Source organism: Arthrobacter hankyongi (assembly GCF_022012395.1).
In the GTDB taxonomy this organism is placed as follows: Bacteria; Actinomycetota; Actinomycetes; order Actinomycetales; family Micrococcaceae; genus Crystallibacter; species Crystallibacter hankyongi.
The window spans coordinates 15,079-40,353 of the sequence record NZ_JAKLTQ010000033.1 but is presented as its reverse complement, the minus strand read 5'-3'; the positions used below and the strand labels follow the sequence as shown (position 1 = coordinate 40,353).

30 protein-coding genes and 1 riboswitch are annotated in these 25,275 nt (G+C 68.7%); of the genes, 15 read left to right on the top strand and 15 right to left on the bottom strand.

From position 1 onward, the window contains the following. Nucleotides 1-36 precede the first annotated feature (36 nt). From LVY72_RS23560 to LVY72_RS23530, 7 genes are all read right to left on the bottom strand, one after another. Nucleotides 37-582, bottom strand: a complete 546-nt coding sequence (locus tag LVY72_RS23560) for an AMIN-like domain-containing (lipo)protein (protein ID WP_237827328.1) — start codon at nucleotides 580-582, stop codon at nucleotides 37-39. A 106-nt stretch (nucleotides 583-688) separates the two neighbouring features. Next, nucleotides 689-1,054, bottom strand: a complete 366-nt coding sequence (locus LVY72_RS23555; protein ID WP_237827327.1) for a hypothetical protein — start codon at nucleotides 1,052-1,054, stop codon at nucleotides 689-691. 315 nt (nucleotides 1,055-1,369) lie between these two features. Further along, nucleotides 1,370-3,331, bottom strand: coding sequence for an APC family permease (locus LVY72_RS23550; protein WP_237827325.1), 1,962 nt, complete (start codon nucleotides 3,329-3,331; stop codon nucleotides 1,370-1,372). Nucleotides 3,332-3,376: 45 nt separating this feature from the next. Continuing rightward, complete coding sequence (locus LVY72_RS23545) at nucleotides 3,377-4,807, bottom strand: cation:dicarboxylate symporter family transporter (RefSeq protein ID WP_237827324.1); 1,431 nt, start codon at nucleotides 4,805-4,807, stop codon at nucleotides 3,377-3,379. A gap of 99 nt (nucleotides 4,808-4,906) precedes the next feature. Beyond that, on the bottom strand, nucleotides 4,907-5,179 hold the full coding sequence (locus LVY72_RS23540; RefSeq protein ID WP_237827323.1) for an acylphosphatase: 273 nt from the start codon (nucleotides 5,177-5,179) through the stop codon (nucleotides 4,907-4,909). Between the two features lie 8 nt (nucleotides 5,180-5,187). Then, nucleotides 5,188-5,559: a VOC family protein gene (locus LVY72_RS23535; RefSeq protein ID WP_237827322.1), complete on the bottom strand. Its 372-nt coding sequence runs from the start codon at nucleotides 5,557-5,559 to the stop codon at nucleotides 5,188-5,190. A gap of 39 nt (nucleotides 5,560-5,598) precedes the next feature. Continuing rightward, nucleotides 5,599-5,805 carry a hypothetical protein gene (locus tag LVY72_RS23530; protein ID WP_237827321.1) on the bottom strand — a complete coding sequence of 69 codons (207 nt, stop codon included), beginning with the start codon at nucleotides 5,803-5,805 and terminating at the stop codon, nucleotides 5,599-5,601. A gap of 183 nt (nucleotides 5,806-5,988) precedes the next feature. Here LVY72_RS23530 and corA point away from each other — a divergent pair, with 183 nt between their 5' ends. Continuing rightward, on the top strand, nucleotides 5,989-6,963 hold the full coding sequence (gene corA / locus LVY72_RS23525) for a magnesium/cobalt transporter CorA (protein WP_237827320.1): 975 nt from the start codon (nucleotides 5,989-5,991) through the stop codon (nucleotides 6,961-6,963). Between the two features lie 49 nt (nucleotides 6,964-7,012). Here the strand turns inward: corA and LVY72_RS23520 are convergent, their stop codons facing one another. The 3 genes from LVY72_RS23520 to LVY72_RS23510 form a co-directional block, all read right to left on the bottom strand. Beyond that, on the bottom strand, nucleotides 7,013-7,831 hold the full coding sequence (locus LVY72_RS23520; RefSeq protein ID WP_237827319.1) for a pullulanase X25 domain-containing protein: 819 nt from the start codon (nucleotides 7,829-7,831) through the stop codon (nucleotides 7,013-7,015). A gap of 148 nt (nucleotides 7,832-7,979) precedes the next feature. Beyond that, a complete protein-coding gene (locus LVY72_RS23515; protein WP_237827318.1) occupies nucleotides 7,980-9,233 on the bottom strand; it encodes a pyridoxal phosphate-dependent aminotransferase in 1,254 nt (417 codons plus the stop codon). A gap of 77 nt (nucleotides 9,234-9,310) precedes the next feature. Continuing rightward, entirely contained in the window at nucleotides 9,311-9,673 is a 363-nt protein-coding gene (locus tag LVY72_RS23510; protein WP_237827316.1) for a MerR family transcriptional regulator, read from the bottom strand. Between the two features lie 85 nt (nucleotides 9,674-9,758). Here LVY72_RS23510 and LVY72_RS23505 point away from each other — a divergent pair, with 85 nt between their 5' ends. From LVY72_RS23505 to LVY72_RS23460, 10 genes are all read left to right on the top strand, one after another. After that, a complete protein-coding gene (locus tag LVY72_RS23505; RefSeq protein ID WP_237827314.1) occupies nucleotides 9,759-10,181 on the top strand; it encodes an Hsp20/alpha crystallin family protein in 423 nt (140 codons plus the stop codon). Between the two features lie 109 nt (nucleotides 10,182-10,290). Further along, entirely contained in the window at nucleotides 10,291-10,707 is a 417-nt protein-coding gene (locus tag LVY72_RS23500) for a J domain-containing protein (protein ID WP_237827313.1), read from the top strand. Nucleotides 10,708-10,737: 30 nt separating this feature from the next. After that, nucleotides 10,738-11,130, top strand: coding sequence for a hypothetical protein (locus tag LVY72_RS23495; RefSeq protein ID WP_237827329.1), 393 nt, complete (start codon nucleotides 10,738-10,740; stop codon nucleotides 11,128-11,130). Between the two features lie 45 nt (nucleotides 11,131-11,175). After that, entirely contained in the window at nucleotides 11,176-11,676 is a 501-nt protein-coding gene (locus LVY72_RS23490; RefSeq protein WP_237827312.1) for a MarR family winged helix-turn-helix transcriptional regulator, read from the top strand. Between the two features lie 57 nt (nucleotides 11,677-11,733). Then, complete coding sequence (locus LVY72_RS23485) at nucleotides 11,734-12,822, top strand: polyprenyl synthetase family protein (protein WP_237827311.1); 1,089 nt, start codon at nucleotides 11,734-11,736, stop codon at nucleotides 12,820-12,822. After that, nucleotides 12,819-13,757: a phytoene/squalene synthase family protein gene (locus LVY72_RS23480; protein ID WP_237827310.1), complete on the top strand. Its 939-nt coding sequence runs from the start codon at nucleotides 12,819-12,821 to the stop codon at nucleotides 13,755-13,757. The genes LVY72_RS23485 and LVY72_RS23480 overlap by 4 nt, the downstream gene beginning before the upstream one ends. Continuing rightward, nucleotides 13,670-15,391, top strand: coding sequence for a phytoene desaturase family protein (crtI, locus tag LVY72_RS23475; RefSeq protein ID WP_372463772.1), 1,722 nt, complete (start codon nucleotides 13,670-13,672; stop codon nucleotides 15,389-15,391). Before LVY72_RS23480 ends, crtI begins: the two co-directional genes overlap by 88 nt. Continuing rightward, nucleotides 15,388-15,756 (top strand): lycopene cyclase domain-containing protein, encoded by a 369-nt coding sequence (locus LVY72_RS23470; protein ID WP_237827308.1) that lies wholly within the window; start codon nucleotides 15,388-15,390, stop codon nucleotides 15,754-15,756. Before crtI ends, LVY72_RS23470 begins: the two co-directional genes overlap by 4 nt. Next, on the top strand, nucleotides 15,753-16,091 hold the full coding sequence (locus LVY72_RS23465; protein WP_237827306.1) for a lycopene cyclase domain-containing protein: 339 nt from the start codon (nucleotides 15,753-15,755) through the stop codon (nucleotides 16,089-16,091). The genes LVY72_RS23470 and LVY72_RS23465 overlap by 4 nt, the downstream gene beginning before the upstream one ends. Continuing rightward, nucleotides 16,084-16,965, top strand: a complete 882-nt coding sequence (locus LVY72_RS23460) for a prenyltransferase (protein WP_237827304.1) — start codon at nucleotides 16,084-16,086, stop codon at nucleotides 16,963-16,965. Before LVY72_RS23465 ends, LVY72_RS23460 begins: the two co-directional genes overlap by 8 nt. Here the strand turns inward: LVY72_RS23460 and LVY72_RS23455 are convergent. Continuing rightward, complete coding sequence (locus LVY72_RS23455; protein WP_237827302.1) at nucleotides 16,962-18,461, bottom strand: SDR family oxidoreductase; 1,500 nt, start codon at nucleotides 18,459-18,461, stop codon at nucleotides 16,962-16,964. The two genes, LVY72_RS23460 and LVY72_RS23455, sit on opposite strands and share 4 nt — an antisense overlap. Next, nucleotides 18,454-19,221 (bottom strand): glycosyltransferase family A protein, encoded by a 768-nt coding sequence (locus LVY72_RS23450; RefSeq protein WP_237827300.1) that lies wholly within the window; start codon nucleotides 19,219-19,221, stop codon nucleotides 18,454-18,456. Before LVY72_RS23450 ends, LVY72_RS23455 begins: the two co-directional genes overlap by 8 nt. Before the next feature lie 108 nt (nucleotides 19,222-19,329). After that, nucleotides 19,330-19,393: riboswitch (guanidine-III (ykkC-III) riboswitch) on the top strand. 9 nt (nucleotides 19,394-19,402) lie between these two features. Here LVY72_RS23450 and LVY72_RS23445 point away from each other — a divergent pair. Together LVY72_RS23445 and LVY72_RS23440 are read left to right on the top strand one after the other, a co-directional pair. After that, entirely contained in the window at nucleotides 19,403-19,717 is a 315-nt protein-coding gene (locus LVY72_RS23445) for a DMT family transporter (protein WP_237827298.1), read from the top strand. A 2-nt stretch (nucleotides 19,718-19,719) separates the two neighbouring features. Further along, nucleotides 19,720-20,133, top strand: a complete 414-nt coding sequence (locus LVY72_RS23440; RefSeq protein WP_237827296.1) for a DMT family transporter — start codon at nucleotides 19,720-19,722, stop codon at nucleotides 20,131-20,133. Between the two features lie 13 nt (nucleotides 20,134-20,146). Here LVY72_RS23440 and LVY72_RS23435 read toward each other — a convergent pair whose 3' ends face one another. Both LVY72_RS23435 and LVY72_RS23430 read right to left on the bottom strand, forming a co-directional pair. Beyond that, nucleotides 20,147-20,701, bottom strand: a complete 555-nt coding sequence (locus tag LVY72_RS23435) for an NAD(P)H-dependent oxidoreductase (protein ID WP_237827295.1) — start codon at nucleotides 20,699-20,701, stop codon at nucleotides 20,147-20,149. After that, on the bottom strand, nucleotides 20,694-21,017 hold the full coding sequence (locus LVY72_RS23430; protein ID WP_237827294.1) for a hypothetical protein: 324 nt from the start codon (nucleotides 21,015-21,017) through the stop codon (nucleotides 20,694-20,696). The genes LVY72_RS23435 and LVY72_RS23430 overlap by 8 nt, the downstream gene beginning before the upstream one ends. A gap of 377 nt (nucleotides 21,018-21,394) precedes the next feature. Between LVY72_RS23430 and LVY72_RS23425 the strand changes: the two genes are divergently transcribed. Together LVY72_RS23425 and LVY72_RS23420 are read left to right on the top strand one after the other, a co-directional pair. Beyond that, nucleotides 21,395-22,585, top strand: coding sequence for a TerC family protein (locus LVY72_RS23425; protein ID WP_237827293.1), 1,191 nt, complete (start codon nucleotides 21,395-21,397; stop codon nucleotides 22,583-22,585). Between the two features lie 445 nt (nucleotides 22,586-23,030). Continuing rightward, entirely contained in the window at nucleotides 23,031-24,188 is a 1,158-nt protein-coding gene (locus LVY72_RS23420; protein WP_237827292.1) for a baeRF2 domain-containing protein, read from the top strand. A gap of 13 nt (nucleotides 24,189-24,201) precedes the next feature. Here the strand turns inward: LVY72_RS23420 and LVY72_RS23415 are convergent, their stop codons facing one another. After that, nucleotides 24,202-25,275 (bottom strand): glycosyltransferase family 4 protein, encoded by a 1,074-nt coding sequence (locus tag LVY72_RS23415; protein ID WP_237827291.1) that lies wholly within the window; start codon nucleotides 25,273-25,275, stop codon nucleotides 24,202-24,204.

Here is a 25,275-nt window from a genome sequence, read left to right as displayed (position 1 = left end):
GGGGCCCCCCGCCCGGGGGGCCCGCCGGCGGGCTGCTCACCAGCGGTGCGCGACGTCGATGACCAGCATCGAGACGTTGTTCGCGCCCTTCAGGGTGAAGACCCGGAAGGGCAGCTTGGCCCGGACGCCCAGACCGATGGTGGTGATCCCTTCGAAGCTGCCTCCCCACGCCGCCTGCCGGAAGCTCCGGTAGCCGGCCAGGTTGACCAGTTCCTTGGGGTGTTTCGGTGAATAGGTCGCGTGCCCGGCGCTGTTGTAGGCCGGAGCCTTGACCGTGATGTCAAGGAAGGCGCCGCCGCGCAGCGGGATCTTCTTGCCGGATCCCTGGGCGTAGACCGCTTTGACGTAGCGGACGGTATAGCCGGGCGCCTTGCCCTTGAGATCGACCACCAGCCGGTCGAAGCAGGGATGCTGACCGGAACGGACGTTGATGATCGGTGACCGGACCATGGGGGAGGCAGACTTGGCCTGCGATCCCCAGTTGATCCCACAGTAGGGGGCCGCGCTGGCCGTGCTTGGTGCCACCAGCCCCAGGGTTGCGGCAAGCAGCAGGACCGCCAGCCACACAGGTAATTTCCTCATGCTGCACCACCTCAAGGTTGCGAGAGTGATGGATCCATGATAGTTCCGCGTGTGCTGTTGCATGGAACCCGGTACCGACTGGTCCTGAATCGTTACCGGTACCGGATCAGCACTTCACGTGGACCTTGCTGCTCTCGTTCCAGCCGTCCTGCTTGCTGAAGCTGACCGCCCGGTAGCGCGCATCGCATTTAAGTCCGCTGCCGCTGAAGGAGAACGAGCCGCCCTTGGTTCTGAGGGTTCTTTCGCTCACCGCGCGGTCCGTATCGGTGTTCACCACCCAGACATGGACCGTCTTCGCCACATAGCCGCTGCCCCAGACCGTGTAACTGCCCTTGCCGGAGACGCTCAGGGAAATTCCGGAGCGGGCTGCCGCGTCGAGTTCGGCTGCCGCGGCCGTGCCGATCCCTGCCGTGAGGGCGAGGAGCACGCCTGCGATCATGGTCAGCAGGCGCCAAGTTACGGAACTCTTCATGATGCCAACTGCTTCCCCACAACTCGCCGATGCCTAGGACGCGGGCAGCATGCCCGCAGCCGTCATGTCGGCGGTCCGGCCTGCGCGGCCGGTCCGCCGGCTCCGTGGTGTGGAGCGGCCTGCCGGCCGTCCCGCCCAGCGGACACCGGACGTGCTGTTATCCCCTCAGGTGACATCCCTCAGGAGGATTACTCCTCCGGTGCGTCCACCGCGCCCCCGCGGTGTTCCTCAATCGTAGGGTATGGAAGTGGGCGGCAACAGACCCCCTGCCGGTCCATGGTCTCCGGTCCGGCAACCAGGTCCCGGCCGCCGGCTTCAGCCGCCGGCCGGTCCCGCCGGAGCCAGCTGCCAGGGCACGCTGGCCACCATCACCCCGGGCTCGAAGTGCAGCCGCGTCTTGATCCGCAGGGCTGTCTGGTTGTGGACCAGGTTTTCCCACCACTTGTCCACCACGTACTCGGGAATGTAGACCACGATCAGTGCCCGCGGGTCCTCCCGCCGGATGGTCCGCAGGTAGTCCAGGATCGGCTGGAGAGTCTCGCGGTACGGCGAGGCCAGCACCGTCAGCGGGACGGGCAGCCCCAGCGCCTCCCACGCCGCGAGCGTACGGTGCGTCGCTGCGTCGTCGAAATTGACCGTGACCGCGTCGAGCCGGTCCGGGCGGGAAGCGCGGGCATAGGCCAGCGCGCGCAGGGTTGGCTTGTGCACCTGCGAGACCAGCAGCACCGCATGCACCCTTCCGGGGCCCGCGCTGTCCTCCTCCGGAGCCGTGACGGCCAGCTCCACGGCCACCCGGGCATAGTGGGTGTGGATGGCTGTCATGGTCAGGTACAGGCCGGCCATGGCCACCAGCGCGATCCAGGCCCCGTGTTCGAACTTGGTGATCAGCACGATCACCAGCACCGTCGCAGTCATGCCCAGCCCGATGCTGTTCACCGTCCGGGACCTGAGGATGCGCCGCCGCGACGGGCCGGCCCGGGTGATCCGCAGCTGCCGGTTCCAATGCCGGATCATGCCCAGCTGGCTGGCCGTGAAGGATACGAATACCCCCACGATGTAGAGCTGGATCAGCCGGGTGACGTCGGCGTCGAACGAGAGGATCAGGACCAGCGCGCCCACCGCCAGGGCGAGGATGCCGTTGCTGAAGGCCAGCCGGTCGCCGCGGGTGTGCATCTGCCGCGGCAGGTAGCCGTCGCCGGCCAGGATGGAGGCCAGCACCGGGAAGCCGTTGAAGGCGGTATTGCTGGCAAAGACCAGGATGGTGCCGGTCGCCGCCACCACAATGTAGAACGGGATGGAGGCATCGCCGAAGATCGTTTCGGCCAACTGGCTGATCGTCGGGTGCTGGATGTAGCCGCTGCCGACCGGCTTGCCGTCGAGCAGCAGATCGGTGGCCGGATCCTGGACCAGATGGACCTGGGTCCGGCTGGCCAGGAAGAGGATGCCGGCCAGCATGGACGCGGCGATGCCGCCGAGCAGCAGCAGCGTGGTGGCGGCGTTGCGGCTCTTGGGCTTGCGGAAGTTGGGCACGCCGTTGCTGATCGCCTCGACGCCGGTCAGTGCCGCCGCACCCGAGGAAAAGGCGCGCAGCAGCAGGAAGGCTCCGGCCAGTCCCGCCAGGCCGTTTTCCATCCCCGCCTCCGGAACAATGGTGAACGCAGCGGACGGGGCCGGGCGCAGCGTGCCGGTGGCGGCCTGGAACACGCCGACTGCCGTCATACCCAGGATCGACGCCATGAAGATGTAGGCGGGCACGGCGAACACCGCTCCGGCCTCCCGGATGCCGCGCAGGTTGACCATCACCAGCACGATCACGCCGAGGGCGGCGATGGCTGCCGCATAGCCGTCCAGGGCGGGCACCGCGGTAATCAGGTACTGGGCGGCCGAGGACATGGACACCGCCACGGTCATGACGTAGTCCACGAGCAGGGCCGAGGCGACGGTCAGCGCCGCCGGCCTGCCCAGGTTTTCCCGGGCAATTTCGTAGTCGCCGCCGCCCGAGGGATAGGCATGCACATTCTGCCGGTAGGAGGCCACCACGGTGAGCAGCACGGCCATCACGGCCAGTCCCACCCAGGGCGCCAGGACGACGGCGGAGACGCCCGCCAGCGCCAGGGTCAGCAGGATCTCGTCCGGCGCATAGGCCACGGAGGACAAGGCATCCGAGGCGAAGACCGGCAGGGCTATGCGCTTGGGCAGCAGGGTGTGGGCCAGCCGCTCGCTCCGGTAGGGCCGGCCGATGAGCACCCGCTTGAACGCATTGAACAGTTCGAGCACGAGCCAAAGCTACACCCGCGCTGCCGCCGCTCCCAGCCCCGGTGTTCAGCGGCCCGGGCCTGCGCCATCCTTCCGGGGCGTTGCCCCGACCTCCGGCAACTGTTCCCGGGCCGGTGGCGCCTCGGCCGCCGGGGCAGGCCCGGTGGCGCCGATATGGTCATCGGTCATCGTGGTTTCGTCGAAGGGCAGCCGGCCGGAAAGCACTTCCTCCACCTGGACCGGATCGATTTCCTTGGTCCAGGTGCCGATCAGCACGGTAGCGGTGGCGTTGCCGGTGAAGTTGGTCAGCGCCCGGGCCTCGGACATGAACCGGTCGACGCCGACAATGATTCCGACGCCGTCCAGCAAGTCCGGCCGGTGGGCCTGCAGGCCGGCGGCGAGCGTGGCCAGTCCCGCGCCGCTGACCCCGGCGGCGCCCTTGGACGCGATGATCATGAAGACCAGCAGCGAGATCTGCTCGCCCAGGGACAGCGGCTTGCCGAGCGCATCGGAGACATACAGGGCGCCCATGGTCAGGTAGATGGCGGTGCCGTCCAGGTTGAACGAGTATCCGGTGGGCACCACGATGCCGACCACCGGCTTGGACACCCCCAGGTGCTCCATCTTCGCGATCAGCCGGGGCAGGGCCGCCTCGGAGGACGAGGTGGAGAAGATCAGCAGGTACTCCCGGGCCAGATAGCGCATGAGCCGGAAGATGTTGACACCGGCGACCACCCGCAGCAGCGAACCCAGCACCACGATGATGAACAGGATGCAGGTGATGTAGAAGGCGATCATGAGCGTGGCCAGGCTGAGGATCGCGGCGAAACCGGTTTCGCCGACGACGGCGGCGATGGCGCCGAACGCCCCGATCGGGGCCAGCCACATGATCATGATCAGGATCCGGAACACCAGCGCCTGGAGGTAGCCGATGGCGCGCAGGATCGGCTGGCCGGTCGGACCCATCTTCTGTACCGCGAAGCCGACCAGCAGGGCCACGAAGAGCGTCTGCAGGATATTGCCCTCGGTCAGCGAGGACAGCAGGGTGGCGGGAACGATGCCCAGGATGAAGCCCACCGTGCCGGTGGCCTCCCCGTTGCCGCCGGCGTCGTACGGGCTGGCGGAAACATTCAGCCCCTCGCCGGGGTGGATCAGGTTGCCGACCACCAGTCCGATGGCCAGGGCGAAGGTGGACATGATCATGAAGTAGAGCAGGGCCAGGCCGCCGACCTTGCCCACGGTGGCGGCCTTGGCGATCGACCCGACGCCCAGCACGATGGTACAGAAGATGATCGGGGCGATCATCATCTTGATCAGGGCAATGAAGCCGGTGCCCAGGGGCTTGAGGGCCTGGGCGAAATCCGGGGCCACCAGGCCGAGGATGGCGCCCAGCACCACCGCCGCAATGACGGCCATGTACAGGAAGTGGGTCTTGTCCTTCTTCGGCGGCGCCGTGGCGGTGCCGCCCCCGGAGGGAACCGGTGCCGATGATGCCATGGGAACCTCCTTGAACCGTGGAAGTCAGGCGGACTGGCTCTCCTCCTACTGTGCCACCAGGATCCCCTGGCCGCCACGGGGCGCCGGCGCCGCGGTGGCTCAGCCGACGCCGAAGTCCCGGAACCGGCCGGTCGCCTCGGCGAACGAGGCGTCCACCCGGTCCACCCGACCCGGTGCCTCGGACTCCAGCAGGGACACCAGGCGCTCGAGCGACTGCCGCGGGCCTTCGGCCGTGATCCGCACGGTTCCGTCCGGGCGGTTCTCGGCCAGGCCGTCCAGTCCGAGCAGTTCGGCCTGGCCGCGCGTCCAGTAGCGGAATCCCACTCCCTGCACCCGGCCGGACACCGTTGCCGTCAGCCGTTCGTCTGCCATGGCCGGTGCTAGCCGCGGGCGGGCAGTTGCTGCAGCGTCCAGGTGTTGCCGTCCGGGTCCGCGAAGGTGACGAACGAACCCCACTCCTGCACGTCGACTTCGCTGGCCTCGACGTCCCGGCCGAGCAGCTCCTCGCGCGCGGCGGCCACATCCGGCACGACGACCTGCAGGCCCTTCAGGGATCCGGGGGCCATCTCGGTCAGTCCCTCGCCCAGGGCGATGGAGCAGGCCGAGCCGGGCGGTGTGAGCTGGACGAAACGCAGGCCGGGCCTGACGGTGTGGTCATGGTCGGCGTGGAAGCCGACCTGCTCGGCGTAGAACCTCTTGGCGCGGTCCACATCGGTGACCGGAACGAACACGAGTTCAAGCTTCCAATCCATGGGCTCCACGCTAGCCGCCGGCTCCGGCAACCGGAAGGGTCAGTCCGTCCGCACGGGCCACACCTCGTAGCCTTCGGCCTTTTCGAACAGCCGCCTTGGATGCATGCCGTTCGCGGCCAGCCAGAGCACGTCCGCATTGACGGTGACGGCGTCGATGCGTCCGGTCTGCACCGGCCGGCCGGCGCGGCGGATTTCCACCAGGGTTCCGGGGAGCAGGTCCCAGCTTTCAAGGGGCGGCTCGGTCATGGGTCCTCCCGAGGTTGTCAGGGCCCGGGGATGAGTCCGGACCTTAAGGATTCCCGAGCCGCGGCGGGCCCGCAACGGAACCGGCAGGTTGTTCACGCCGAATTAATGTCCCGGCATCCGGGGCAGTAGATTGTCCAGTATCCGGCGTTTGCAGTCCGGCCCGGATTCGAAGGAGTGCTGAGCATGACCCTGATCGACAACGGCATCTACGTCGGCGGAAGGCGGACGGACAGCCCGGGCAGCCTGGACGAGACGTTTGAACTGATGCGGGAGCGCGGGGGAATGGCCTGGATCGGGTTGTACCGGCCGGAGGTGGCGGACGTGCTGGCGGTCCAGCAGGAATTCGGGCTGCACGAACTTGCCGTCGAGGACGCGCTCACCGGCCACCAGCGGGCCAAGCTGGAGCGCTACGGCGAGACCCTCTTCCTGGTGCTCCGTCCGGCGCGCTACCTGGATGACGTCGAGGTGGTCGAGTTCGGCGAACTGCACGTCTTCATCGGCCTGGACTTTGTGGTCACCGTCCGGCACGCGGAATCCCCGAACCTGGCCCAGGTGCGCAAGCGGATGGAAGACAATCCGGAACTGCTGGCGCTGGGGCCGCAGGCCGTGCTGTACGCCATCCTGGACCAGGTGGTGGATGAATATTCCCCCGTGGTGGCGGGACTGGAGAACGACATTGACGAAATCGAGGACGAGCTCTTCCGCGGCGACCCGGAGGTATCCCGGCGGATCTACGAGCTCCACCGCGAAGTGTTGGCCTTCGAGCGGGCCACCCAGCCGCTGGACCCCATGCTGGCGGCGCTGGCACGCGGGGCGGAAAAGTACCATGTCCCGCTGGAGCTGCAGCGGCGGCTGCGGGACGTGCATGACCATGTGTTCCGCGTCGCGGACCGGGCCGGCGCGTTCCGCGCCCTGCTGCAGAACGCGCTGACGGTCAATGCCACGTTGGTGGCGCAGCGTCAGAACGAGGACATGAAACGGATCTCGTCCTGGGCGGCCATCCTCTTCGCCCCGACCTTGGTGGGCGCCATCTACGGCATGAACTTCCGGAACATGCCCGAACTGCGCTGGGACTGGGGGTATCCGTTGGCGCTGGCGATGATGGTCGCCATCTCCGTGGGCCTCTATCTTGCCTTCAAGCACAACAAATGGCTTTAACTGAAGCGGGCGGGGGCCAGTGCCCCCGCCCGCTTCAGTTAAAGCCAGGTCAGGACGCGCTGGCGGTGACGTCCTTGGTCCGGTGGTCGTACCGGAAGGTGATCGGGCCGCCGGTGTGGTGCAGCTCGTGGTTGGCGCCGTCGGGCTGGCCGAAGGCCCCGTAGTTCTCATCCCAGGAGCGGTTCAGTGCCGCCTTGAAACTGTAGAAGCCCGCCGGCAGTTCGGCGGTCAGCTTCCACAGCTGGTCGTTCGGATCGAGGGTCATCTGGACCTCGTCGAAATGCGGCTGCCAGTCCTCGGGGCAGCCCAGCGCCGTGCCGAAGTCACCGGCCAGGGCGACGGCGGCAGGCTGCGGGAAGGCGGCATCCACCGGTCCCGTCGCGGTGGATTCCTCCGCCACGGCCTGCACCAGCTCGACGGCCTGCGCCAGATCGGCCGCTTCCACCAGCTGCACGGCCTCCGCCGGGACGGCGGCAGCCTCGGCTTCGGGAGCCTCGGCGGGCACCGGCTCCGGCAGCGGGGTCCCTGCGGGCACCGGGGTGCCGTCCGCCAGCGCGGCGGCCAGGGATGCCGCATCCGGGAAGGCGACGGTGGCACGCAGCCCGTCCTCGGTGATGTTCCAGCCGCCCCGGCCCTTGACCAGCCAGCCGGCCTTGACCAGCTTCGTGGTGGCGCTGGTGAGCGTCTTGTGGCCCCGGGGAACACCTCCGGAGAGCAGTTCGCCTTCCTGCCCGTTCAGCGGAAAGCGTGCAATGGCTTCGGCCAGCACTGCGCTGCCGCCCAGCTTCGATCCCTCCCCGGCCTGGGCCAGGCTGTCCAGCACGGCTTTGAGTCGGTTGGCGTTGTTTTCCTGAGCGTTTGCGGTCATAGTGAATCCTCCGGTCGCATACGGTGTGAGAGCAGTCTCGCATCCAACTGTGAACATCGCCTACCTTTCCCGGTAAACACGGCGTTTCGTACCTTTTGTTGCGCAACATGTTGCGCAGTGAAAGTGCGCCGTGCCCGAGGGCCGGGACTCAGCCGGCGGCAGCTTCGACCGGTGTTTGGGCCGCGGCCTTCCTGCGGTAGACCGCCAGGAACGCGGCTACCCGGCGCACCGCCTCCTCGATGTCGTCGGTGGAGGGCAGGATGACGAAGCGGAAGTGGTCCGGCGTCGGCCAGTGGAAAGCGGTGCCGTGGGAGACGAGGATCTTCTGGTCCTCAAGCAGGTCCAGGACGAACTTCTCGTCGTCGGTGAAGGGATACACCTCGGGGTCCAGCCGCGGGAAAAGATACATGGCACCGGCCGCCGGGACGCAGCTGACGCCGGGGATCTCGTTGAGCAGCCGGCAGGCCAGGTCGCGCTGCTCGCGCAGCCGGCCGCCCGGCTTCACCAGGTCCCCGATGCTCTGGTAGCCGCCGAGCGAGGTCTGGATGGCGTGCTGGGCCGGCACGTTGGCGCACAACCGGAGCGAGGCGAGCAGCTCCAGGGATTCGCGGTAGGCTGCGGTGGCGGCCCGCGGCCCGCTGACGGCCACCCAGCCGGCCCGGTAGCCGGGCATCCGGTAAGCCTTGGACAGGCCGCTGAAGGTCAGCACCGGGATGTCGTCGGCGACGGCCGCGGTGTGGATGTGCACGGCATCCTCGTAGAGGATCTTTTCGTAGATCTCGTCCGAAAACAGCACGAGGTCATGCTCGCGGGCCAGGTCGGCGAACTGTTCCAGGATGTGCCGGGGGTAGACGGCGCCGGTGGGGTTGTTCGGGTTGATGAGCACGATGGCGCGGGTGCGGCCGGTGATCTTGGCCGCCACATCCGCCATGTCCGGCCACCAGTGGTTGGCTTCATCGCACAGGTAGTGCACGGCCCGGCCGCCGGAGAGCGTGACCGAGGCAGTCCACAGTGGGTAGTCCGGGGCCGGGATCAGCACCTCGTCCCCGTTTTCCAGGAAGGCCTGCAGTGTCATCGAGATCAGCTCGCTGACGCCGTTGCCGACGAAGATGTCCTCCACGCCGATCTGCATCAGCCCGCGGGTCTGGTAGTACTGGGAAATCGCGGTCCGGGCGGAGAAGATGCCCTTGGAATCGCTGTAGCCCTGCGCCTCGCGCAGGTGGTGGATCATATCCACCACGATGGATTCCGGCGCCTCCAGCCCGAAGGGTGCGGGGTCCCCGAGGTTCATCCGCAGGATGCGGTGGCCGGCGGCCTCCATTTTCTTGGCTGCCTGCAGGATGGGGCCGCGCAGTTCATACCGGACGTTCTGGAGTTTGCTGGAGTGCTGCATAGGACGCATAGTCCATTTTTTCATACGAACGGCATCCGGGCGTGTAAGCTGGGACACTTTTGTTGATGCGGGCAACCAAAGGCTGCCTATTCCTCCGCTTCCTCCCTGTGTTCTTCCCGGTCCGGCCGTCTGGCCTCGGCCAGGTCCTGCCTGAGCCGGACATTGTCCGCCTCCAGGTGCAGGACCAGGTCGACGCCGGCCAGGTTCACCCCGGCGTCGACCAGTTCGCCGATCCGCCTCAGCCGCTCGAGGTCCTCGTCGCTGTACCGCCGGGTGCCGCCGCTGGTCCGTTCCGGCTCCACCAGACCCTTGCGTTCGTAGAGCCGCAAGGTCGGCTGCGCCATGCCTACCAGGTCCGCCGCGACGGAAATGCCGTAGACCCCGCGCGAGGAGCGGGGGGAGTCCTTGGAGTCCACTGTCGCCTCTTTCCTGGCTGGCAAAATTTCCACTTGCAGGAATCTTACCCCATGGATTTATAATATCTGCGTCAGCAGATGCAGATATGCTGACGTTAGAGGACTGAAGGAGGCAACCATGTTGATGCGAACTGATCCGTTCCGGGAGCTCGACCGGCTGACCCAGCAGGTCTTCGGAACCCCGTCCCGGCCGGCGGCGATGCCGATGGACGCCTGGCGTGACGGCGAGGAGTTCGTCGTCGAATTCGACCTGCCGGGCGTCGATCCTGCATCGATCGACCTGGATATCGAGCGCAACGTGCTCACCGTCCACGCGGAGCGGAAGGGCAAGGCGGCCGAAGGAACGGAGATGGTCGCCGCGGAACGGCCGACCGGAACGTTCAGCCGCCAGTTGATCCTGGGTGACACGCTGGATACCGCCAATGTGAAGGCAGTGTACGACGCCGGCGTGCTGAGCCTGCGGATTCCGATCGCCGAGCGGGCAAAGCCGCGCAAGATCGAGATTGCCACGGGCGGGCAGCGGCAGGAGATCAACGCCTGACGGCCGTGCCGGATTCCGGTGGTGTGCCGGCTGCCGTACGGGTGGCGAAGCGCCGGGCGGCAGCCGGCATCCGGTACGCGCCGGCGGACCGTTGCGGCAGGGGGGCCTGATGAACAGCCGACTACCTGATCTGTATGCCGTCCTGCGGGTGGACCGGACCGCCACCCCCGGGCAGATCCGCAGTGCCTACCGGCGCCTGCTGCGTACCTTGCATCCGGATCTGCAGCCCGGGTCCGGGGACGAGGAGGCTGCGGAAGTGCGGCGGCAGTTGCAGGCGGTCATGGAAGCCTATGAGGTGCTCGGTGATCCGGAGCGTCGGGCCGAGTATGACCGGGCAACGGCGCCGTCACCGCTGCGCAGCGAACTGCAGGAGCCGTTCCTGCTGGACTGGCCACCGCAGCAGGGCGGCACTGCCGGGAGGCCTCGAGTACCGGACTTCCCGGTGCTGGAGGTCGAGGCGCTGCTGGAATACTTCCTGCGGCGCCAGTTCCCCTGGTGGCCGCACCGCGGCCCGGGACTGGACTGATTCGAAAGGAGGGCCGCTGTGCACGGCAACATGAGCGGGAACGCGAACAGCAGTTGGCGGCGTTACGACTACAACCTGTTTCCCGTCTTCCACGAGCGGTTCGAGCAACGCTGGGGGGAGGGCACCGCGCCGTTCCTGGATCCGAGCGTCTACGACGAGGACCAGCCCCGGCCCCGTGCGCAGTGGATCAATGTCGATACCGGTGCCGCGGTCGCCGTCGTTCCTGTCTGGCAGGATGACGGGAAGAACCGTTCCTTTGCCGTCTTCTACCTGCCGCCGGCGGGCGGCATCTGGGTGCTGCGTCCGGGCTACACCCAGTATGTCGAATCCGGTGACGATGCCGGGCAAACGGCGCTGCGCAACGATTCGTTCAAGAAGGCGGTGGCCCACGCCGAGGAGTTCATTTTCGGTCCCGGCTCATGACGCAGCGGGCCGGAGGGCGGCGGGGCGAGGTCTAGCATAGGGATTATGCCGAGACATCCCGGAGCGGATTACCCGGGCAGGGACCTGATGCTGATCCTGCAGAGCTTCACCACGGAGACGGACCGCTACATCGAAGCGATGGGCCACCGGCACGGCCTGCACCGCACCGACCTGAATGCCGTGACGGCCGTGCTCGATGCGGCCCGGGAGGGGCGCCAGATCACTCCCGGTGTCCTGGGGTCGACGCTTTCGCTGAGTTCGGCGGCCACCACGGCGCTGATCGACCGGCTGGGCAGGACCGGACACATGAACCGCAGGCGCAGCGAGACGGACCGCCGGCAGGTCCAGTTGGAGGCCACGGACAGCGCCCGGGAGCGGGGATTCGAGATTTTTGCTCCGATGGTCGACGAACTGCTCGCCGTCGTGGAACAGCATTCCGAGGAAGAGGTCAGGATGTTTTCGGCCTTCATCCAGGAACTGCGGGACGCCATGGTGCGGGCCCGGCACAAGGGCCTGGCCGAGGAGGGCGGCAGCGGGGCAGCCTGACCTCGAAAACACCAATATCTCTCGAACTTCGAGAGATATTGGTGTTTACTGATGGCCATGGGTACAAGGCCTGCGGAGGTAGTACGTGACGGGGCATCGGAATCCCCGGTGCGGACCGGGGCGGTGGACGCCCAGCTGGGGGACTACTTCGACCGGGCCGAAGCGCAAGCGGCAGCCATCAGCCCTGAGTACATCCGGCTCTGGCGCGGGCTGCGGGCGTCCACCGCGGGCGGAAAACGGCTGCGTCCGGCCCTGGTGCTGGCAGCCTACCGGGGGTTCGGCGGCACCGACGACGCCGCCGCCGCGGCCCGGATCGGGGCGGCTTTCGAACTGCTCCATACAGCCTTGGTCATCCACGATGACGTGATCGACCGCGACTTCCGCCGCCGGGGTGTGCCCAACATTGCCGGCGTTTACCGGGACAGCGCACAGGACCAGGGCCTGGCCGCGCCGGCAGCGGAGCACCGCGGGCAGAGCGCCGCCATCATTGCCGGCGACCTGGCGCTGTCCGGCGCTTTCCGCCTCGTGGCGGCCGCCGAGTTGCCCGCCCCGCTGCGCCTGCGCCTGCTGGAACTGCTGGACGAGGCCGTTTTCGCCTCCGCCGGCGGGGAACTGCTGGACATCGAGTTTCCGACGATGTCCCCGCCTCCGGCGCTGCGCGATGTGCTGCAGATGTCCCTGCTCAAGACGGCCGTGTATTCCTTCGAACTGCCGCTGCGCGCCGGAGCCCTCCTGGCCGGAGCGGGCGAACCCGCAGCGGACCTGCTCGGCGGCGTCGGCCGGCTGATGGGCACGGCCTACCAGTTGGTCGATGACCTGCTCGGTACCTTCGGGGACGAGCAGGTGACGGGCAAGTCGGCGGCGGGAGACCTGGCCGAAGCCAAGTACACCCCGCTGCTGGCGTATGCCTCCAACTGTCCGGAATGGCCGCGGATCAGAGCCTTGCTGGCCGGCGCGCCGGGCACCCGGGAGGTAGCCCTGATCCGGCGCCTGCTCGAATCCTGCGGCGCCCGCGCCTACGTGGAGGACCTCGCGGAATCTTACGCGGCCCGGGCCCGGGACCGGCTGGCCGCCGCCGGGCTGCCGGCGGGGCTGCGCACCGACCTGGTGGACCTGCTGGAGCAGGCAGTGCGGCGGTCCCGGTGACCGGCCCGGACGCCCAGGCCCGGCTCTACGGCGAGGTGGCCCAGGAAGCCTGCGCCCTCGTGATCAGGAAATATTCGAGCTCATTCACGCTCGCCACCCGGCTGCTGGAAAAGCCGGTCCGCCGCCATGTGGAGAACATCTACGCGCTGGTGCGGATCGCCGACGAAATCGTGGACGGCGCCAGCGCCGGCTGCGGCGACGCTCCGGAGGCCACCCGCGGATGCCTGGACGGGCTGGAGCGCGAGACGCTGGCCGCCGTCGCCGGCTGCTACAGCGCGAACCTGATCGTCCATGCGTTCGCCCAGACGGCGCGGACCGTGGGGATCGGCCCGGAGCTGATCCGTCCGTTCTTCGCGTCCATGCGGGCGGACCTGACCCAGGCGGCGCATACGCCGGACAGTTTTGCGCAGTACGTCTACGGATCGGCCGAGGTGGTCGGCATCATGTGCGTCCGCGCCTTCCTGGACGGCGCGGACCTGCCCGCTGCCCGGCTGGCCCGGCTCGATGCCGGTGCCCGCCGCCTCGGTGCCGCCTTCCAGAAAGTGAACTTCCTGCGGGACCTGGCCGAGGACTATGGCACCTTGGGCCGCAGCTACTTTCCGGGCATGCCGGTCCAGGCCTTCGGCGAGGCGGAGAAGGCCGCAGTCCTGGACGGCATCGATGCCGACCTGGCCGCTGCCGCGGCCGTGATCGGCGAACTGCCGCCCGGCAGCCGCTCCGCCGTCGCCGCCGTCCACGCGCTGTTCGCCGAGCTGGGCCGCCGGCTGCGCCGGACCCCGGCCCGCGAACTGCTCCAGCGCCGGGTCCGGGTCCCGGGGCCGGTGAAGCTCAGGCTGGCAGTGGCAGCATGGTACGGACAGCAGCCCCGGCCGTCCGTCCCCGGCCGGCTGCGCCAGCCGATCGCCCAGCTGCTTCTGCAGAAGGGCACCCGGTGACGGCGGGCGCCGGTCCGGCCGGCAGGACACAGGCCGTCGTGATCGGCGCGGGCATCGCCGGCCTGGCCTCGGCCGCGCTGCTGGCCCGTGCCGGGTACGCGGTGACGGTGCTGGAGAAGCAGCGGCAGGTCGGCGGCAGGGCCGGCAGCTGGGAACTGGACGGGTTCCGCTTCGATACCGGGCCGTCCTGGTACCTGATGCCGGAGGTCTTCGACCACTTCTTCAAGCTCCTGGGCACCTCGGCGGACGAGCAGCTGGACCTGACGGTGCTGGATCCGGGCTACCGGGTGTTTTTCGAGGGCCGGCCGGAACCGGTGGACATCCGCCGGGACCGGCGGCTCAACCAGGAACTGTTCGAGCGGCTGGAACCGGGGGCCGGTGCCCGGCTGGGCAGCTACCTGGATTCGGCCCGCAGCACCTACGAGCTGGCCAAGGAGTATTTCCTCTACACCTCCTTCGCCTCATTCCGCCCGCTGCTGGCCCCCAGGGTCCTGCGCGGACTGCCCCTGCTCGCCCGGCTCCTGCTCCAGCCGCTGGATGCCTTCACGGCGCGCTTTGTCCGGGACCGGCGGCTGCGGCAGATCCTGGGTTATCCGGCGGTGTTCCTCGGCTCCGCGCCGAAGCTCACGCCCAGCATGTACCACCTGATGAGCCATCTGGACCTGGACGACGGGGTGCTTTACCCCCGGGGCGGCTTCGCCCGGGTGATCGAAGCCGTCCGGGCGCTGGCGGAAGCCGAAGGCGCACGCATCGTGACCGGGGCCGAAGTGGAAGGCATTCTCACCGAGCCGGCCGCAGGCCGGCACCGGGTCACCGGGGTAAGCTACCGGGACTTGGACGGCACCGGGCAGATCCTGGCCGCCGGCACCGTGGTCTCCGCCGCTGACCTGCACCACACCGAAACCGCGCTGCTGCCCCGGCCGCTGCAGACCTACCCGGAACGCTACTGGCGCCGGCGGGTGCCCGGGCCCGGGGCGCTGCTGATCATGCTCGGTGTCGACGGCACGCTGCCCCAGCTGCAGCACCACAACCTGCTGTTCACCCGGGACTGGGACGCCAACTTCGGGGCCATCTTCGGCAAGGCCCCCACGGTGCCCCAGCCGGCCTCGGTCTACGTCTGCCGGCCCAGTGCCACGGATCCGGCCGCGGCCCCCGCCGGCTGCGAGAACCTCTTTGTGCTGGTGCCGCTGCCCGCCGACCCGGGGCTGGGCCGCGGCGGCGTCGCCGGCGGCGGGGACGGCGGTCTCGAGGCGCTGGCCGATACCGTCATCGCGCAGATCGCCCAGTGGGCCGGGATCCCTGACCTGGCCGGCCGCATCCGGGTGCGCCGGACGGTAGGACCTGCCGATTTCGCGGCCGATTTCAACGCCTGGCGCGGCGGTGTGCTGGGACCGGCGCACGTGCTGCGCCAAAGTGCCTTCCTGCGCGGCAGCAACAAGAGCCGCAAAGTGGAGGGCCTGTACTACGCGGGCGGAAGCACGATTCCCGGCATCGGCCTGCCCATGTGTTTGATCAGCGCGGAGATCATGCTCAAGCGGCTGCTCGGGGACACCTCGACGACGGCGCTGCCGGAGCCGCTGCCGGCTGCCGGTGCGCGGGCCGGCGGCGTGCCCGGGGCGGGGGCCGCGCGGTGACGCCGCTGGTCTACCTTGGCTGCCTGGCCGTGTCCTTGGCCGGGATGGCCGTGCTGGACTGGCGGCTGGTGCTGTTCTTCCGGGCTGCCCCGGTCCGGGCCGGCATCGTGCTGGCAGCAGGCCTGGCGTTCTTCCTGGTCTGGGACCTGAGCGGGATAGCACTGGGGATCTTCCACCGCGGCCGGTCGGAGTACATGACCGGGATCATGCTGGCCCCGGAACTGCCGCTGGAGGAAGTGTTCTTCCTGGCCTTCCTGTGCTACCTGGCCATGAACCTCTACCGGCTGCTCAGCCGCCGGCTCCGGACCGGTTCCTTCGTGCCGCCCGCCGCGCGGGCCCCGGCGGCACGGACGGGGAACCGATGACCTATTGGCTGCTCAACCTGGGTTTCCTGGCGGTGGCCGCGGCGGTGGCGCTGGCCGCGGGAGCCGTGCAGCGGCGGCGGACCGGCGAGGCTGCGGCCGCCGGCCGGCGGTGGCGGGCGGCGGGCCTGGCCTTTGCCGTGCTGTGCGTGCTGACGGCCCTGTTCGACAACCTGATGATTGCGGCCGGCCTGTTCGGCTACAGTCAGGGGCATATTTCCGGCTGGCGGATCGGGTTGGCCCCGCTGGAGGATTTTTCCTACATCCTGGCGGCCGCCATACTGTTGCCAGCGCTGTGGACCCTGCTGCCGGTGAAAGATGGACGAGACGATGACTGAACTGCGCACCCGCGCCGTGGCCGCCAACCTGCTGCTGTCCTCGCGGCCGGTCTCCTGGGTCAATACGGCCTACCCGTTCGCCGCCGCCTACCTGCTCGCCGCCGGAACCGTGGACCTGCCGCTGGTGGTGGGAACGCTGTTCTTCCTGGTGCCCTACAACCTGGCGATGTACGGCATCAACGATGTGTTCGACTACGAGTCCGACATGCTCAATCCCCGCAAGGGCGGAGTTGAGGGTGCGGTGCTGGAGCGTCCACTGCACCGGGCCACGCTGGCAGCCGCCGTGCTGCTGCCGCTGCCCTTTGTCCTGTACCTGCTGGCCGCCGGGAGCTGGGCCTCCGGGCTGGTGCTGGTGCTGAGCCTGTTCGCCGTGGCCGCGTACAGCGTGCCGGGGCTGCGGTTCAAGGAACGGCCGTTCCTGGACTCGGCAACCTCCAGTTTCCACTTCGTCAGCCCCGCGCTGTTCGGCCTGGTCCTGGCCGGTGCGGACTTTACCGCCGGGCTGTGGGCGGTGCTGGCGGCATTTTTCCTGTGGGGCGTGGCCAGCCAGGCCTTCGGCGCGGTGCAGGACATCGGCGCGGACCGGCAGGCGGGCGTGGGCTCGGTGGCGACCGTGCTCGGCGCGGCCGCCACGGTCAGGTTCGCCCTTGCCGCCTACGCCGCGGCCGGCCTGCTGATGCTGCTGACCGGATTTCCCGGCGCGCTGGCGGCGCTGCTGGCCGTGCCGTACCTGGCCAATATCTGGCCGTTCCGGCGGCTGGCCGATGCGGACGCGGCGCGCAGCAATGCCGGCTGGAAGCGCTTCCTGTGGCTGAACTACGCCACCGGCTTCCTGGTGACCCTGCTGCTGATCTGGTACGCGGCCGCCGGTTAGCCAGGCGCCGCGGCGGAAGCGTGCTGCAGGTCCGCGGCACGGCGCAGGATGTTCCTGGCCATGGATGGGAAAATCAGCCCGTGGAAGGGCGCCACCAGCCACCAGTATGCCTTCCCGGCCAGCCCCTTGGGGAAGTAGATGGCCCGCTGCCGGTAGGTGGTGCCGGTGCCGTCGGGCAGGGCGGACAGCTCCAGCCAGGCATCCCCGGGGACCTTCATTTCCGCCCGCAGCCGCAGCACCTTCCCTTCCGGACCGTTGTTGATATCTTCGACCCGCCACCAGTCCACCGCGTCGCCGATGCCGAGCCGGCCGCTGTGCCGCCGGCCGCGGTTGTGCCCGGCGCCGCCCACCAGCTTGTCCAGGACGCCCCGGATGGCCCAGGCCGCGGGCCACGAATACCAGCCGTTCCCGCCGCCGATGCTTTCGATGACCTGCCAGACGTAGGCCGCCGGCACCCGACTGCGCCGCTGCCGGTCGTCCACATAGACGGTCCGGCCGGCCCAGTCAGGGTCGCTGGGCAGCGGTTCCGAGGACGGCCTGCCCGAGGCATTGGACCAGCTGGTCTCCACTTCGCCGCTGCGGATCCTGCCCAGGGCCAGCTCCACCGCCTTGCGGTAGCCGGTCAGGCCACCCGGTGGCAGCGGTATGTAGCGGTCGATGTCGTGTTCGGCGGCCACAGCATCATGCTGCAGCGACTCGACCAGCGGCACCGCCATCGAGTGCGGGATCGGCGTGGTCAGCGCCACCCACCAGCCGGCCAGCCGGGGCGCCGGCACCGGCAGGGCATAGATCCGCCGTGGCGCCAGCCGGGCTTCATGGGCATAGCCGTACAGCAGGCCGCCGTAGGTCAGGATCTCGCGCGAGCCGATGTCGAAGGTGCGGTTCAATCCTTCCGGCAGGCCGGGAGCATGGAGCAGGTAATGCAGCACATCCCGGACCGCTATTGGTTCGATCCGCCGGCTGACCCAGTTGGGCGCCGGCATCAGCGGCAGGTTTTCGGTCAGGTGCCGGATCATCTCGAACGAGGCCGAGCCGGAGCCGATCACGACACCGGCCTGGAAGACGACGGCGGGAACCTCGCCGTCGAGCAGCACCCGTCCGACGGCCGTGCGCGAGCGCATGTGCCGTGAGAGCGCCACGCCCTCCGGGTGCAGCCCGCCCAAATAGACAATCCGCTTGACCTGTGCACGGGCGGCAGCTGCTGCCACGGTGCGGGCCATGGCCAGTTCCTTCTCCTCGAACCCGGCGCCCGAACCCATCGAGTGCACCAGGTAGAAGAGTGTGTCCACGCCTTCGCAGGCCTTGGCAGCGGCGTCCGGATCCGCCAGGTCGCCTTCGACGATGTCAACCTCGTCGTGCCAAGGCACTGCCAGCAGTTTCGACGGCGACCGGACCAGCACCCGGACCCCGTAGCCGTCGGCGATGAGCCGGGGCACGAGCCGGCCGCCGATATAGCCTGTTGCGCCGGTCACCAGTACGGTTTTTTGTTCAGTCATGGCTGCCTCCCCGGCTGCCTGGGCAGCCGTTGCCGGGTCGGCGCCGGCTCCAGCGGCGCCAGGGGTAGTCTTCCGGCCAGTGCGCGGCCAGGGTGTGGAAAGCACGCCGGAACCGGCGGCGGATGTTCGCCGCGCCGGTTACCGCGCGGACGGAAATGCCCACCCGCAGTCCGCTGTCGTACCGGATCCGCCGACGGGGTCCCAGATGCAGGCTCAGGCAGACGTCGTCGTGCATTTCCGCATCCCTGCGGTGCACCTGGCCGCGGATCTCGCGCCAGCATGAGCGGCGCAAGGCCAGATTGGACCCGAACAGCGGACAGTGGCCCAGAGCTGCGCCCATGGCCAGGAAATACGAGCCCAGGTAGAGCGCGGACAGCGGCCGGGCCAGCGGGCGGGGGAGACCGTAGAACCTGCCCGGGCCGGTCAGCGCGGCGAGGCTGCCGTCCGCGGCGAATTGCCGGCCGATCCTGCCGGCCCAGTCCGGCGGCAGCACGGAATCGGCATCGCAGCGGGCAATGATCTCGCCTTGGGCGGCGTCGTAGCCGGCAGCGGCAGCCGCCGGGATGCCCCGCAGCGGCTCCCGGACGATCCTGGCCCCGAACCGGGCGGCCACGGCCCTGCTGCCGTCGCGGCAGCCGTTGTCCACCACAATGACCTCCAGCACGGGGTCCTCCTGTGCCGCCAGCGACGCGAGGCACACTGCCAGCGGCCCCGCATCGTCGAGGCAGGGCACCACTACCGAGACCGTGGGCAAGGCCATGGCCCGAGTCTAGCGCCGAGCGCGTTGCCCGGCAGGCCGGGCAGGCCGGGCGGGCCCATCGCCGCACCGGCCCTGGCGGACGCCGCTGGGTGATTTGCTAGATTTGAGGCAGGGCCGGCTGCCGGCCCCCGGACGACGGTTCAGTACCCGGTGCGCGACAAGACTGGCCAAAGGACCTTTCATGGAATGGATCGTGCTGGTCTGCTCCGGCGTGCTGGAGGCCGTCTGGGCCACTGCCCTGGCCGCCTCCCACAACTTCCGCCGGCTGTGGCCGAGCGTGCTGTTCGTCGCGGCGCTGGCCGCGAGCATGGCCGGCCTCGCCTTTGCGATGACCGCCATCCCGGTCGGGACGGCGTACGCCGTCTGGGTGGGGATCGGCGCGGTGCTGACCGCCGCCGTCGCCATGGTTACCGGCGCCGAGAAGGCATCCCTCATCAAGGTGGTGCTGCTGGCCGGCATCATCGGCTGCGTGGTCGGGCTCAAGGCGGTGGGGTAGCGGTGTACTGGGCCGTGCTGCTGGCCAGCGCCGTGCTGGAGGCCGTCTGGGCCACCGCGCTGGGCCTGTCCCAAGGATTTACCGAGCCCGTGCCCACCGTGGTGTTCGCCGCCGCGGGGGTGCTGAGCATGGTTGGTCTGGGCTATGCGATGCGCGGTGTGCCGCTGGGGACCGCCTATGCCGTCTGGACCGCGCTGGGCGCCGTGCTGACGGTGGCTGCAGGCGTGCTGCTCGGCGGGGAGCAGGTGGGTCCGGCCAAGATCCTGTTCCTGGCCGGCATCGTCGTCTGCGTGGCCGGACTCAAGCTGGTCGAAGGCCGTTCGGCTCCCCGGCCTGATGCTGGGCCGGACGCCGGCACCGATGCGGGACAGGCCACGTCGGACCCTGCGGACGCGCCGCCCCGGACTTCCGGTTGATCCCGGCCGCCGGTCACAGCAGCCGCAGCAGGCCGGCGACGGCCTTGCGCACGCGCTTGTGCAGGCCGGCATTGACGAGCACCAGGCCGTCGAAGTCCCCGGCCGCGGCGAAGACGGAACCGGGCACTACGAAGGCCTGCAGGAAGGCGAACAGCGGGCGCAGTTCGTGGTCGATCATCAGCAGGTGCCTGTCGCTGCCGCCGTCGGCCACCAGCAGCGCCGGGGTCCCTGCCAGCGCTCCCTGCTCCACGAAATCGACGAAGTGCTTGAACAGGCCGGTGTAGGAGCCCTGGTACACCGGGCTGCCGGCGATCACGACGTCGGCGGTTTCAAAGGCGCGCAGCCGCTGCAGTACCTCGGGCGCCAGCTCTGCCCGGGACAGCGCCGAGGTGAAGCCCGGGCCCAGCTCGGCGACGCTGATTTCCGTGCGGCTGATCCGCCGGTGCCGGCCCAGTTCCTTGGCGGCAAAGTCCAGCAGCATGCTGGTTTTCGACGGCGGGAAGTAGCTGCCATCCAGGGTAGCCACGCGCAGCGGCGCAGCCGAGGCGGGCCCGGCCGCCTCAGCCATGCATCGCCGGGCCCCAGCCCAGGAACGTGCCGCCGAACCAGGCCAGCACCACCAAAGCCGCCAGCGACGCCGCGGGCACGATCAGGGTCAGCGGCGGGCTGCGCCGCATCAGGTGCAGCCCGGCCACCAGCAGGATGATCCACACGAGCTGCAGGACGAAGACGCCGTAGAGCGGTGCGATCAGGCTGGCCGAGACGTAGAGCAGGGCGGAACCGCCATGCAGGAGCAAGCCGACGACGCCCAGCGCAACGGCCCACCAAGGGTGCGCACCTTCTTCCCGGCCGGAGGATCCGCTGTAAATCGACGAGCTTGCCATGCTGCTGTCCTGAGCTTGGGTGCCAGTATTCCGTGATGCCTCGGCAGCCCGCGGAACCGGGTGCTGCCAGGAAGCGCAGTCATGCGGTTTTGACACTTCCGACCGCCCGGGGCCGATCGTGCCGCTTGTCCTAGGCTACGCCGGGCGCGCGGATCTGCACAGGGAGAATCCGCGGCCTGCCGGCCGGACACGGCTGCACCGATTTCGGATTCCGTCCGGGCACCGGTTAGGATGGGCACAGCGTAAGGGAGTATCCCACAGCGCTGTACCCGTCAACACGTGGGGCGATGATGCCCTGCCGGGTGCAGCGTCCGGCCGGCAGGCCGGAGGAGAGACTTGCGGCAATGGCCGCTACCCTCCTTACGAAAGATGGACAGATGACTGTTTCACCCCTGGTCTGGGGCATCACCATTATCTTGATCGTCGCCTTGCTGGCGTTCGACTATTTCTTCCACATCCGCAAGGCCCACGTACCCTCGCTCAAGGAAGCGGCGGTGTGGTCTTCGCTCTACGTCGGGATCGCCATCGTCTTCGGTGTGCTGGTCTGGGTGTTCGGCGGCTCCGCGATGGGCTCCGAGTACTTCGCCGGCTACATCACGGAGAAGGCCCTGTCCGTGGACAACCTCTTCGTGTTCCTGATCATCATGGCCAGCTTCAAGGTCCCGCGCGAGGACCAGCAGAAGGTGCTGCTATTCGGTATCGTCTTCGCGCTGATCGCCCGCACCGGGTTCATCTTCCTCGGCGCAGCGCTGATCAACTCCTTCTCCTGGATCTTCTACCTCTTCGGCTTGATCCTGCTGATCACCGCCGGCAACCTGCTCAAGCCCGAAGGCGATGATGAGGGCGGCGAGGCCGACAACTTCATCATCCGGCTGGCCAAGCGCTTCTTCCACACCTCACAGAACTACGACGGCGACAAGCTGTTCACGGTCGAGAACGGCAAGCGGATGCTGACCCCGATGCTGCTGGTCATGGTGGCCATCGGCGGCACCGACATCCTGTTCGCGCTGGACTCGATCCCGGCGATCTTCGGTCTGACCCAGAACGTGTTCATCGTGTTCACGGCTACCGCTTTCTCGCTGATGGGCCTGCGCCAGCTGTACTTCCTGATCGACGGCCTGCTGGACCGCCTGATCTACCTCTCCTACGGGCTGGCGGCGATCCTGGCCTTCATCGGTGTGAAGCTGGTCCTCCACGCCCTGCATGAGAACACCCTGCCGTTCATCAACGGTGGCGAGCACGTGCCGGTCTTCGAGATCAGCACCGGCCAGTCGCTGACGGTGATCATCGGCGTCCTGGCCGTCACGATCGTCGCCTCGCTGCTGAGCAAGGCGGGCAAGGCCCAGACCGCGATCAACAACGCCCGGCGCCACGCCGAGTCCTACCTGGACCTCTCCTACACCGCGGACCCCGCCGAGCGCGAGCGGGTCTACAACCTGCTGCTGGAGGAAGAGGCCCAGATCGTGCAGATGGACAAGAAGTACCGGGACAAGGCCAAGGATGTGGACAAGATCCGCGCCCAGGTGGACGAGGCGCACCGCCAGCATGCGGAGTTCCTCTCCCGCTGACCCTGCGGGTGCAAGCCCGGTGAAAGCGCCCTGCCCGGCTCCGGGCAGGGCGCTTTCCTTATCAGCGCCGGCAATTGGCAAGCAGCCTGAGTGGGTTGGGTCCGGGGCCCTTCAAGCACACCTGATCCGGTGCTACGGTGAAAACACTGATCCCAACAAGCGAGCGGCCGGCACCGAGCCGGAAGGAGATCGTGATGGCAGAACGGGGCAGCGACAAGCACGAAGTCCAGGCACTTCCTGGCGGGACGGACAGCGAAGCCGGCGGCTCCTAGCCAGGGCACCGCCACCGTCGGCTAGTGACTCATTCGCTTTTGATGCACCGCGGACCTGGTTGTTGGTCCGCGCCAGCAGGTTCTATTTGGTGATCGCGGCAACGGCGGGTTCATCTGGACGGCCGGGGGACGGATCCGCTGCCGGCTGTTGCCGACCCGGTAAGGAGACCACGATGGCCGAGCAGGTCAACACGACCCATGCACCGAACAAGTCGTATGCCGGACTGTTCAAGAAGGAAGGTCCGTGGATCACTGTCTACGTCGACGCGAGCACAGGAACCGTCGATACGCTGCGGGCCGGCGAGGTCCTGCCCGAGCGCGTGCGCGAGTCCCTGGACCAGCAGGGGGCTGCGGACGCTGACTTGGCGGCGGTCCAGGAGGCAGTGGCCCCTGCCACCGGGCTGCCCTCGCCCGTCAGCAGGTTCGTGCTGGTGCGCGCGGGCAGCATCGAGCTCAACGAGGTGCTGCCCGGACCGCTGCAGGGCGCACCGGTGATCGAGGTGGGACTGATACCGAACCTCATTCCACTGTTGCGGCACCGCGGTGACGATTTTCCCTACGTTGTGGCCGAGGTAGGGCGCGACGGCGGGGAGATCCGCCTCCAGCATGCCCGCCGCGACGCAGTGGATGAAGAACGGGCCGTCGAGGGGGAACGGGAAAACCTCAAGAAGGTCCCCACCGGCGGCTGGTCGCAGGGCCGGTACCAGCACCGCACTGATGAGATCTGGCGCCGGAATGCCGATGAAATCGCCGTCGAGATCGACCGTGTGGTCCGCGCCACCAAGGCCCGCCTGCTGATCGTCGCCGGGGACATCCGGGCCCGGGAACTGGTGGTGGACCAGTTGGCCGAGGCCAGCCGCGCCATCGTATCCACCGTCGACTCGCACACCCGCACCGGCGGCGCGGACCGGGAGGCGCTCAGGACCGAAATCTCCAAGCGCGTCGCCGAGGTGTGGGCCCGGCAGCAGCAGACCATCCTCGAGCGCCTGGCCACGCTGCAGGGGCAACAGCATGTGGAGGCGGCCGCCGGCCTGGGCGAAGTGGTCAACGCGCTGCAGCAGGCACAGGTGGGCACCCTGCTGCTGGAAGCAGGGGCGCTCCAGGACCACAAGGTGCTGGCGCTGACCGAGGAGCCGTGGGTGGCCACGGCGGGCGAAAAACCCGGCAACGGGCAGGTGCTGGGCAAGATTGAAGCCCCGTCGGCCCTCGTGCGGGCGGCGGCCCTGACCGACGCGCGCGTGTTGCTCGTCCCGCCGGGAGTGCTCCCCAAGGGCAAGCAGGTCGCCGCGGTGCTGCGCTGGCCCACCGGGCCGGACGTTCCGCCGAGGTAGGGAGAAGCGATGGTCAGCCGGTCCCGGGCAGCTTGCCCGGGCCGGCCGCTCCGGCGGCGGAATAACAAAGTCCGCCTTGGAGCAGTTGCTCGTACAGCAGGATATGGTCCTGGACCATCCGCCGGCTGCTGAAATGCCGTTCCGCGTGGGCCCGGCACTGTGCCCGGTCCAGCCCGCCGGCCCGCTGCAGGAAACCGGGCAGCTGCTGCATGTCCGCGGACAGGAAGCCGGTCAGCCCGTGGACGACGATTTCGGGTGCGGCACCTCGCGGGGTCCCGACCACGGGGGTGCCGCACCCGAGCGCCTCGATCATGTTCAGGCCGAAGGGCTCGTTCCACTGGATGGGGTTCAGCAGCGCGGCGGCGCTGCCCAGCAGGGCATATTTCTCCTCCGGGCTGATCTCGCCGAGGAACTCCACGTCGGGGCCCAAGGCAGGGCGGATGGTGCTGTCGAAGTACTGCACTTCGGCAGGTTCGCGCATTTTCGCGGCTATTTTCAGTGGTATCCCCGCAGTACGGGCGATCGCGATGGCTTCGGCGATCCCCTTGTCGGGTGTCATCCGGCCCAGGAAGCACACATAGCCACCGTCCCCGGCGCCGACGGGGACGGTGTCCATGTAGATGCCGTGGTGGATGACCCGGTCCACGCGGATGTCGTCTGCGGTACTTGCCTGATGGTGCGAAATGGCCACGATGCAGGCGCCGCGGCCCATGGCGCGGTAGATCGTCGAATACGGGGCAGTAAAGGGGCCGTGGTTGGTGGCCACTACCGGCGCAGGGCCGGGCCGGTAGCGGTACAGCGGCCCGGCCAGGGTGTGGTCATGGATCACGTCGACTTCCGCCATGGCCTCGTAGGCGTGGATGACGTGGGCAAGTTCCACCTTGGTGGTGTCCAGGTCCGCCGGATGTGCCGGGTCCAGCCCGGGCACCAGCGGTACCGGACAGGTGCTGTCGGCGGAGGCCGCCAGCAGCACGTCGTGCCCCGCGTCCGCCAGGCCCCGGGCCAGCAGGTCCACAACCAGCTCCGTTCCGCCGTACGCCGGCGGCGGCACCTGGATCCACGGCGGGGCAATCAGGCCGATCCGCAT

Coding starts and splice junctions, on each gene's coding strand:
- LVY72_RS23560 (WP_237827328.1), bottom strand. CDS start 582: ATGAGGAAATTACCTGTGTGGCTGGCGGTCCTGCTGCTTGCCGCAACC.
- LVY72_RS23540 (WP_237827323.1), bottom strand. CDS start 5,179: ATGGCAGACGAACGGCTGACGGCAACGGTGTCCGGCCGGGTGCAGGGA.
- LVY72_RS23495 (WP_237827329.1), top strand. CDS start 10,738: ATGAGCGGGAACGCGAACAGCAGTTGGCGGCGTTACGACTACAACCTG.
- LVY72_RS23555 (WP_237827327.1), bottom strand. CDS start 1,054: ATGAAGAGTTCCGTAACTTGGCGCCTGCTGACCATGATCGCAGGCGTG.
- LVY72_RS23485 (WP_237827311.1), top strand. CDS start 11,734: ATGGGTACAAGGCCTGCGGAGGTAGTACGTGACGGGGCATCGGAATCC.
- LVY72_RS23535 (WP_237827322.1), bottom strand. CDS start 5,559: ATGGATTGGAAGCTTGAACTCGTGTTCGTTCCGGTCACCGATGTGGAC.
- LVY72_RS23420 (WP_237827292.1), top strand. CDS start 23,031: ATGGCCGAGCAGGTCAACACGACCCATGCACCGAACAAGTCGTATGCC.
- LVY72_RS23425 (WP_237827293.1), top strand. CDS start 21,395: ATGACTGTTTCACCCCTGGTCTGGGGCATCACCATTATCTTGATCGTC.
- LVY72_RS23530 (WP_237827321.1), bottom strand. CDS start 5,805: ATGACCGAGCCGCCCCTTGAAAGCTGGGACCTGCTCCCCGGAACCCTG.
- LVY72_RS23500 (WP_237827313.1), top strand. CDS start 10,291: ATGAACAGCCGACTACCTGATCTGTATGCCGTCCTGCGGGTGGACCGG.
- LVY72_RS23445 (WP_237827298.1), top strand. CDS start 19,403: ATGGAATGGATCGTGCTGGTCTGCTCCGGCGTGCTGGAGGCCGTCTGG.
- LVY72_RS23515 (WP_237827318.1), bottom strand. CDS start 9,233: ATGCGTCCTATGCAGCACTCCAGCAAACTCCAGAACGTCCGGTATGAA.
- LVY72_RS23435 (WP_237827295.1), bottom strand. CDS start 20,701: ATGGCTGAGGCGGCCGGGCCCGCCTCGGCTGCGCCGCTGCGCGTGGCT.
- LVY72_RS23460 (WP_237827304.1), top strand. CDS start 16,084: ATGACTGAACTGCGCACCCGCGCCGTGGCCGCCAACCTGCTGCTGTCC.
- LVY72_RS23455 (WP_237827302.1), bottom strand. CDS start 18,461: ATGACTGAACAAAAAACCGTACTGGTGACCGGCGCAACAGGCTATATC.
- LVY72_RS23505 (WP_237827314.1), top strand. CDS start 9,759: ATGTTGATGCGAACTGATCCGTTCCGGGAGCTCGACCGGCTGACCCAG.
- LVY72_RS23450 (WP_237827300.1), bottom strand. CDS start 19,221: ATGGCCTTGCCCACGGTCTCGGTAGTGGTGCCCTGCCTCGACGATGCG.
- LVY72_RS23465 (WP_237827306.1), top strand. CDS start 15,753: ATGACCTATTGGCTGCTCAACCTGGGTTTCCTGGCGGTGGCCGCGGCG.
- crtI (WP_372463772.1), top strand. CDS start 13,670: ATGGTACGGACAGCAGCCCCGGCCGTCCGTCCCCGGCCGGCTGCGCCA.
- LVY72_RS23520 (WP_237827319.1), bottom strand. CDS start 7,831: ATGACCGCAAACGCTCAGGAAAACAACGCCAACCGACTCAAAGCCGTG.
- LVY72_RS23545 (WP_237827324.1), bottom strand. CDS start 4,807: ATGGCATCATCGGCACCGGTTCCCTCCGGGGGCGGCACCGCCACGGCG.
- LVY72_RS23490 (WP_237827312.1), top strand. CDS start 11,176: ATGCCGAGACATCCCGGAGCGGATTACCCGGGCAGGGACCTGATGCTG.
- LVY72_RS23430 (WP_237827294.1), bottom strand. CDS start 21,017: ATGGCAAGCTCGTCGATTTACAGCGGATCCTCCGGCCGGGAAGAAGGT.
- corA (WP_237827320.1), top strand. CDS start 5,989: ATGACCCTGATCGACAACGGCATCTACGTCGGCGGAAGGCGGACGGAC.
- LVY72_RS23415 (WP_237827291.1), bottom strand. CDS start 25,275: ATGCGGATCGGCCTGATTGCCCCGCCGTGGATCCAGGTGCCGCCGCCG.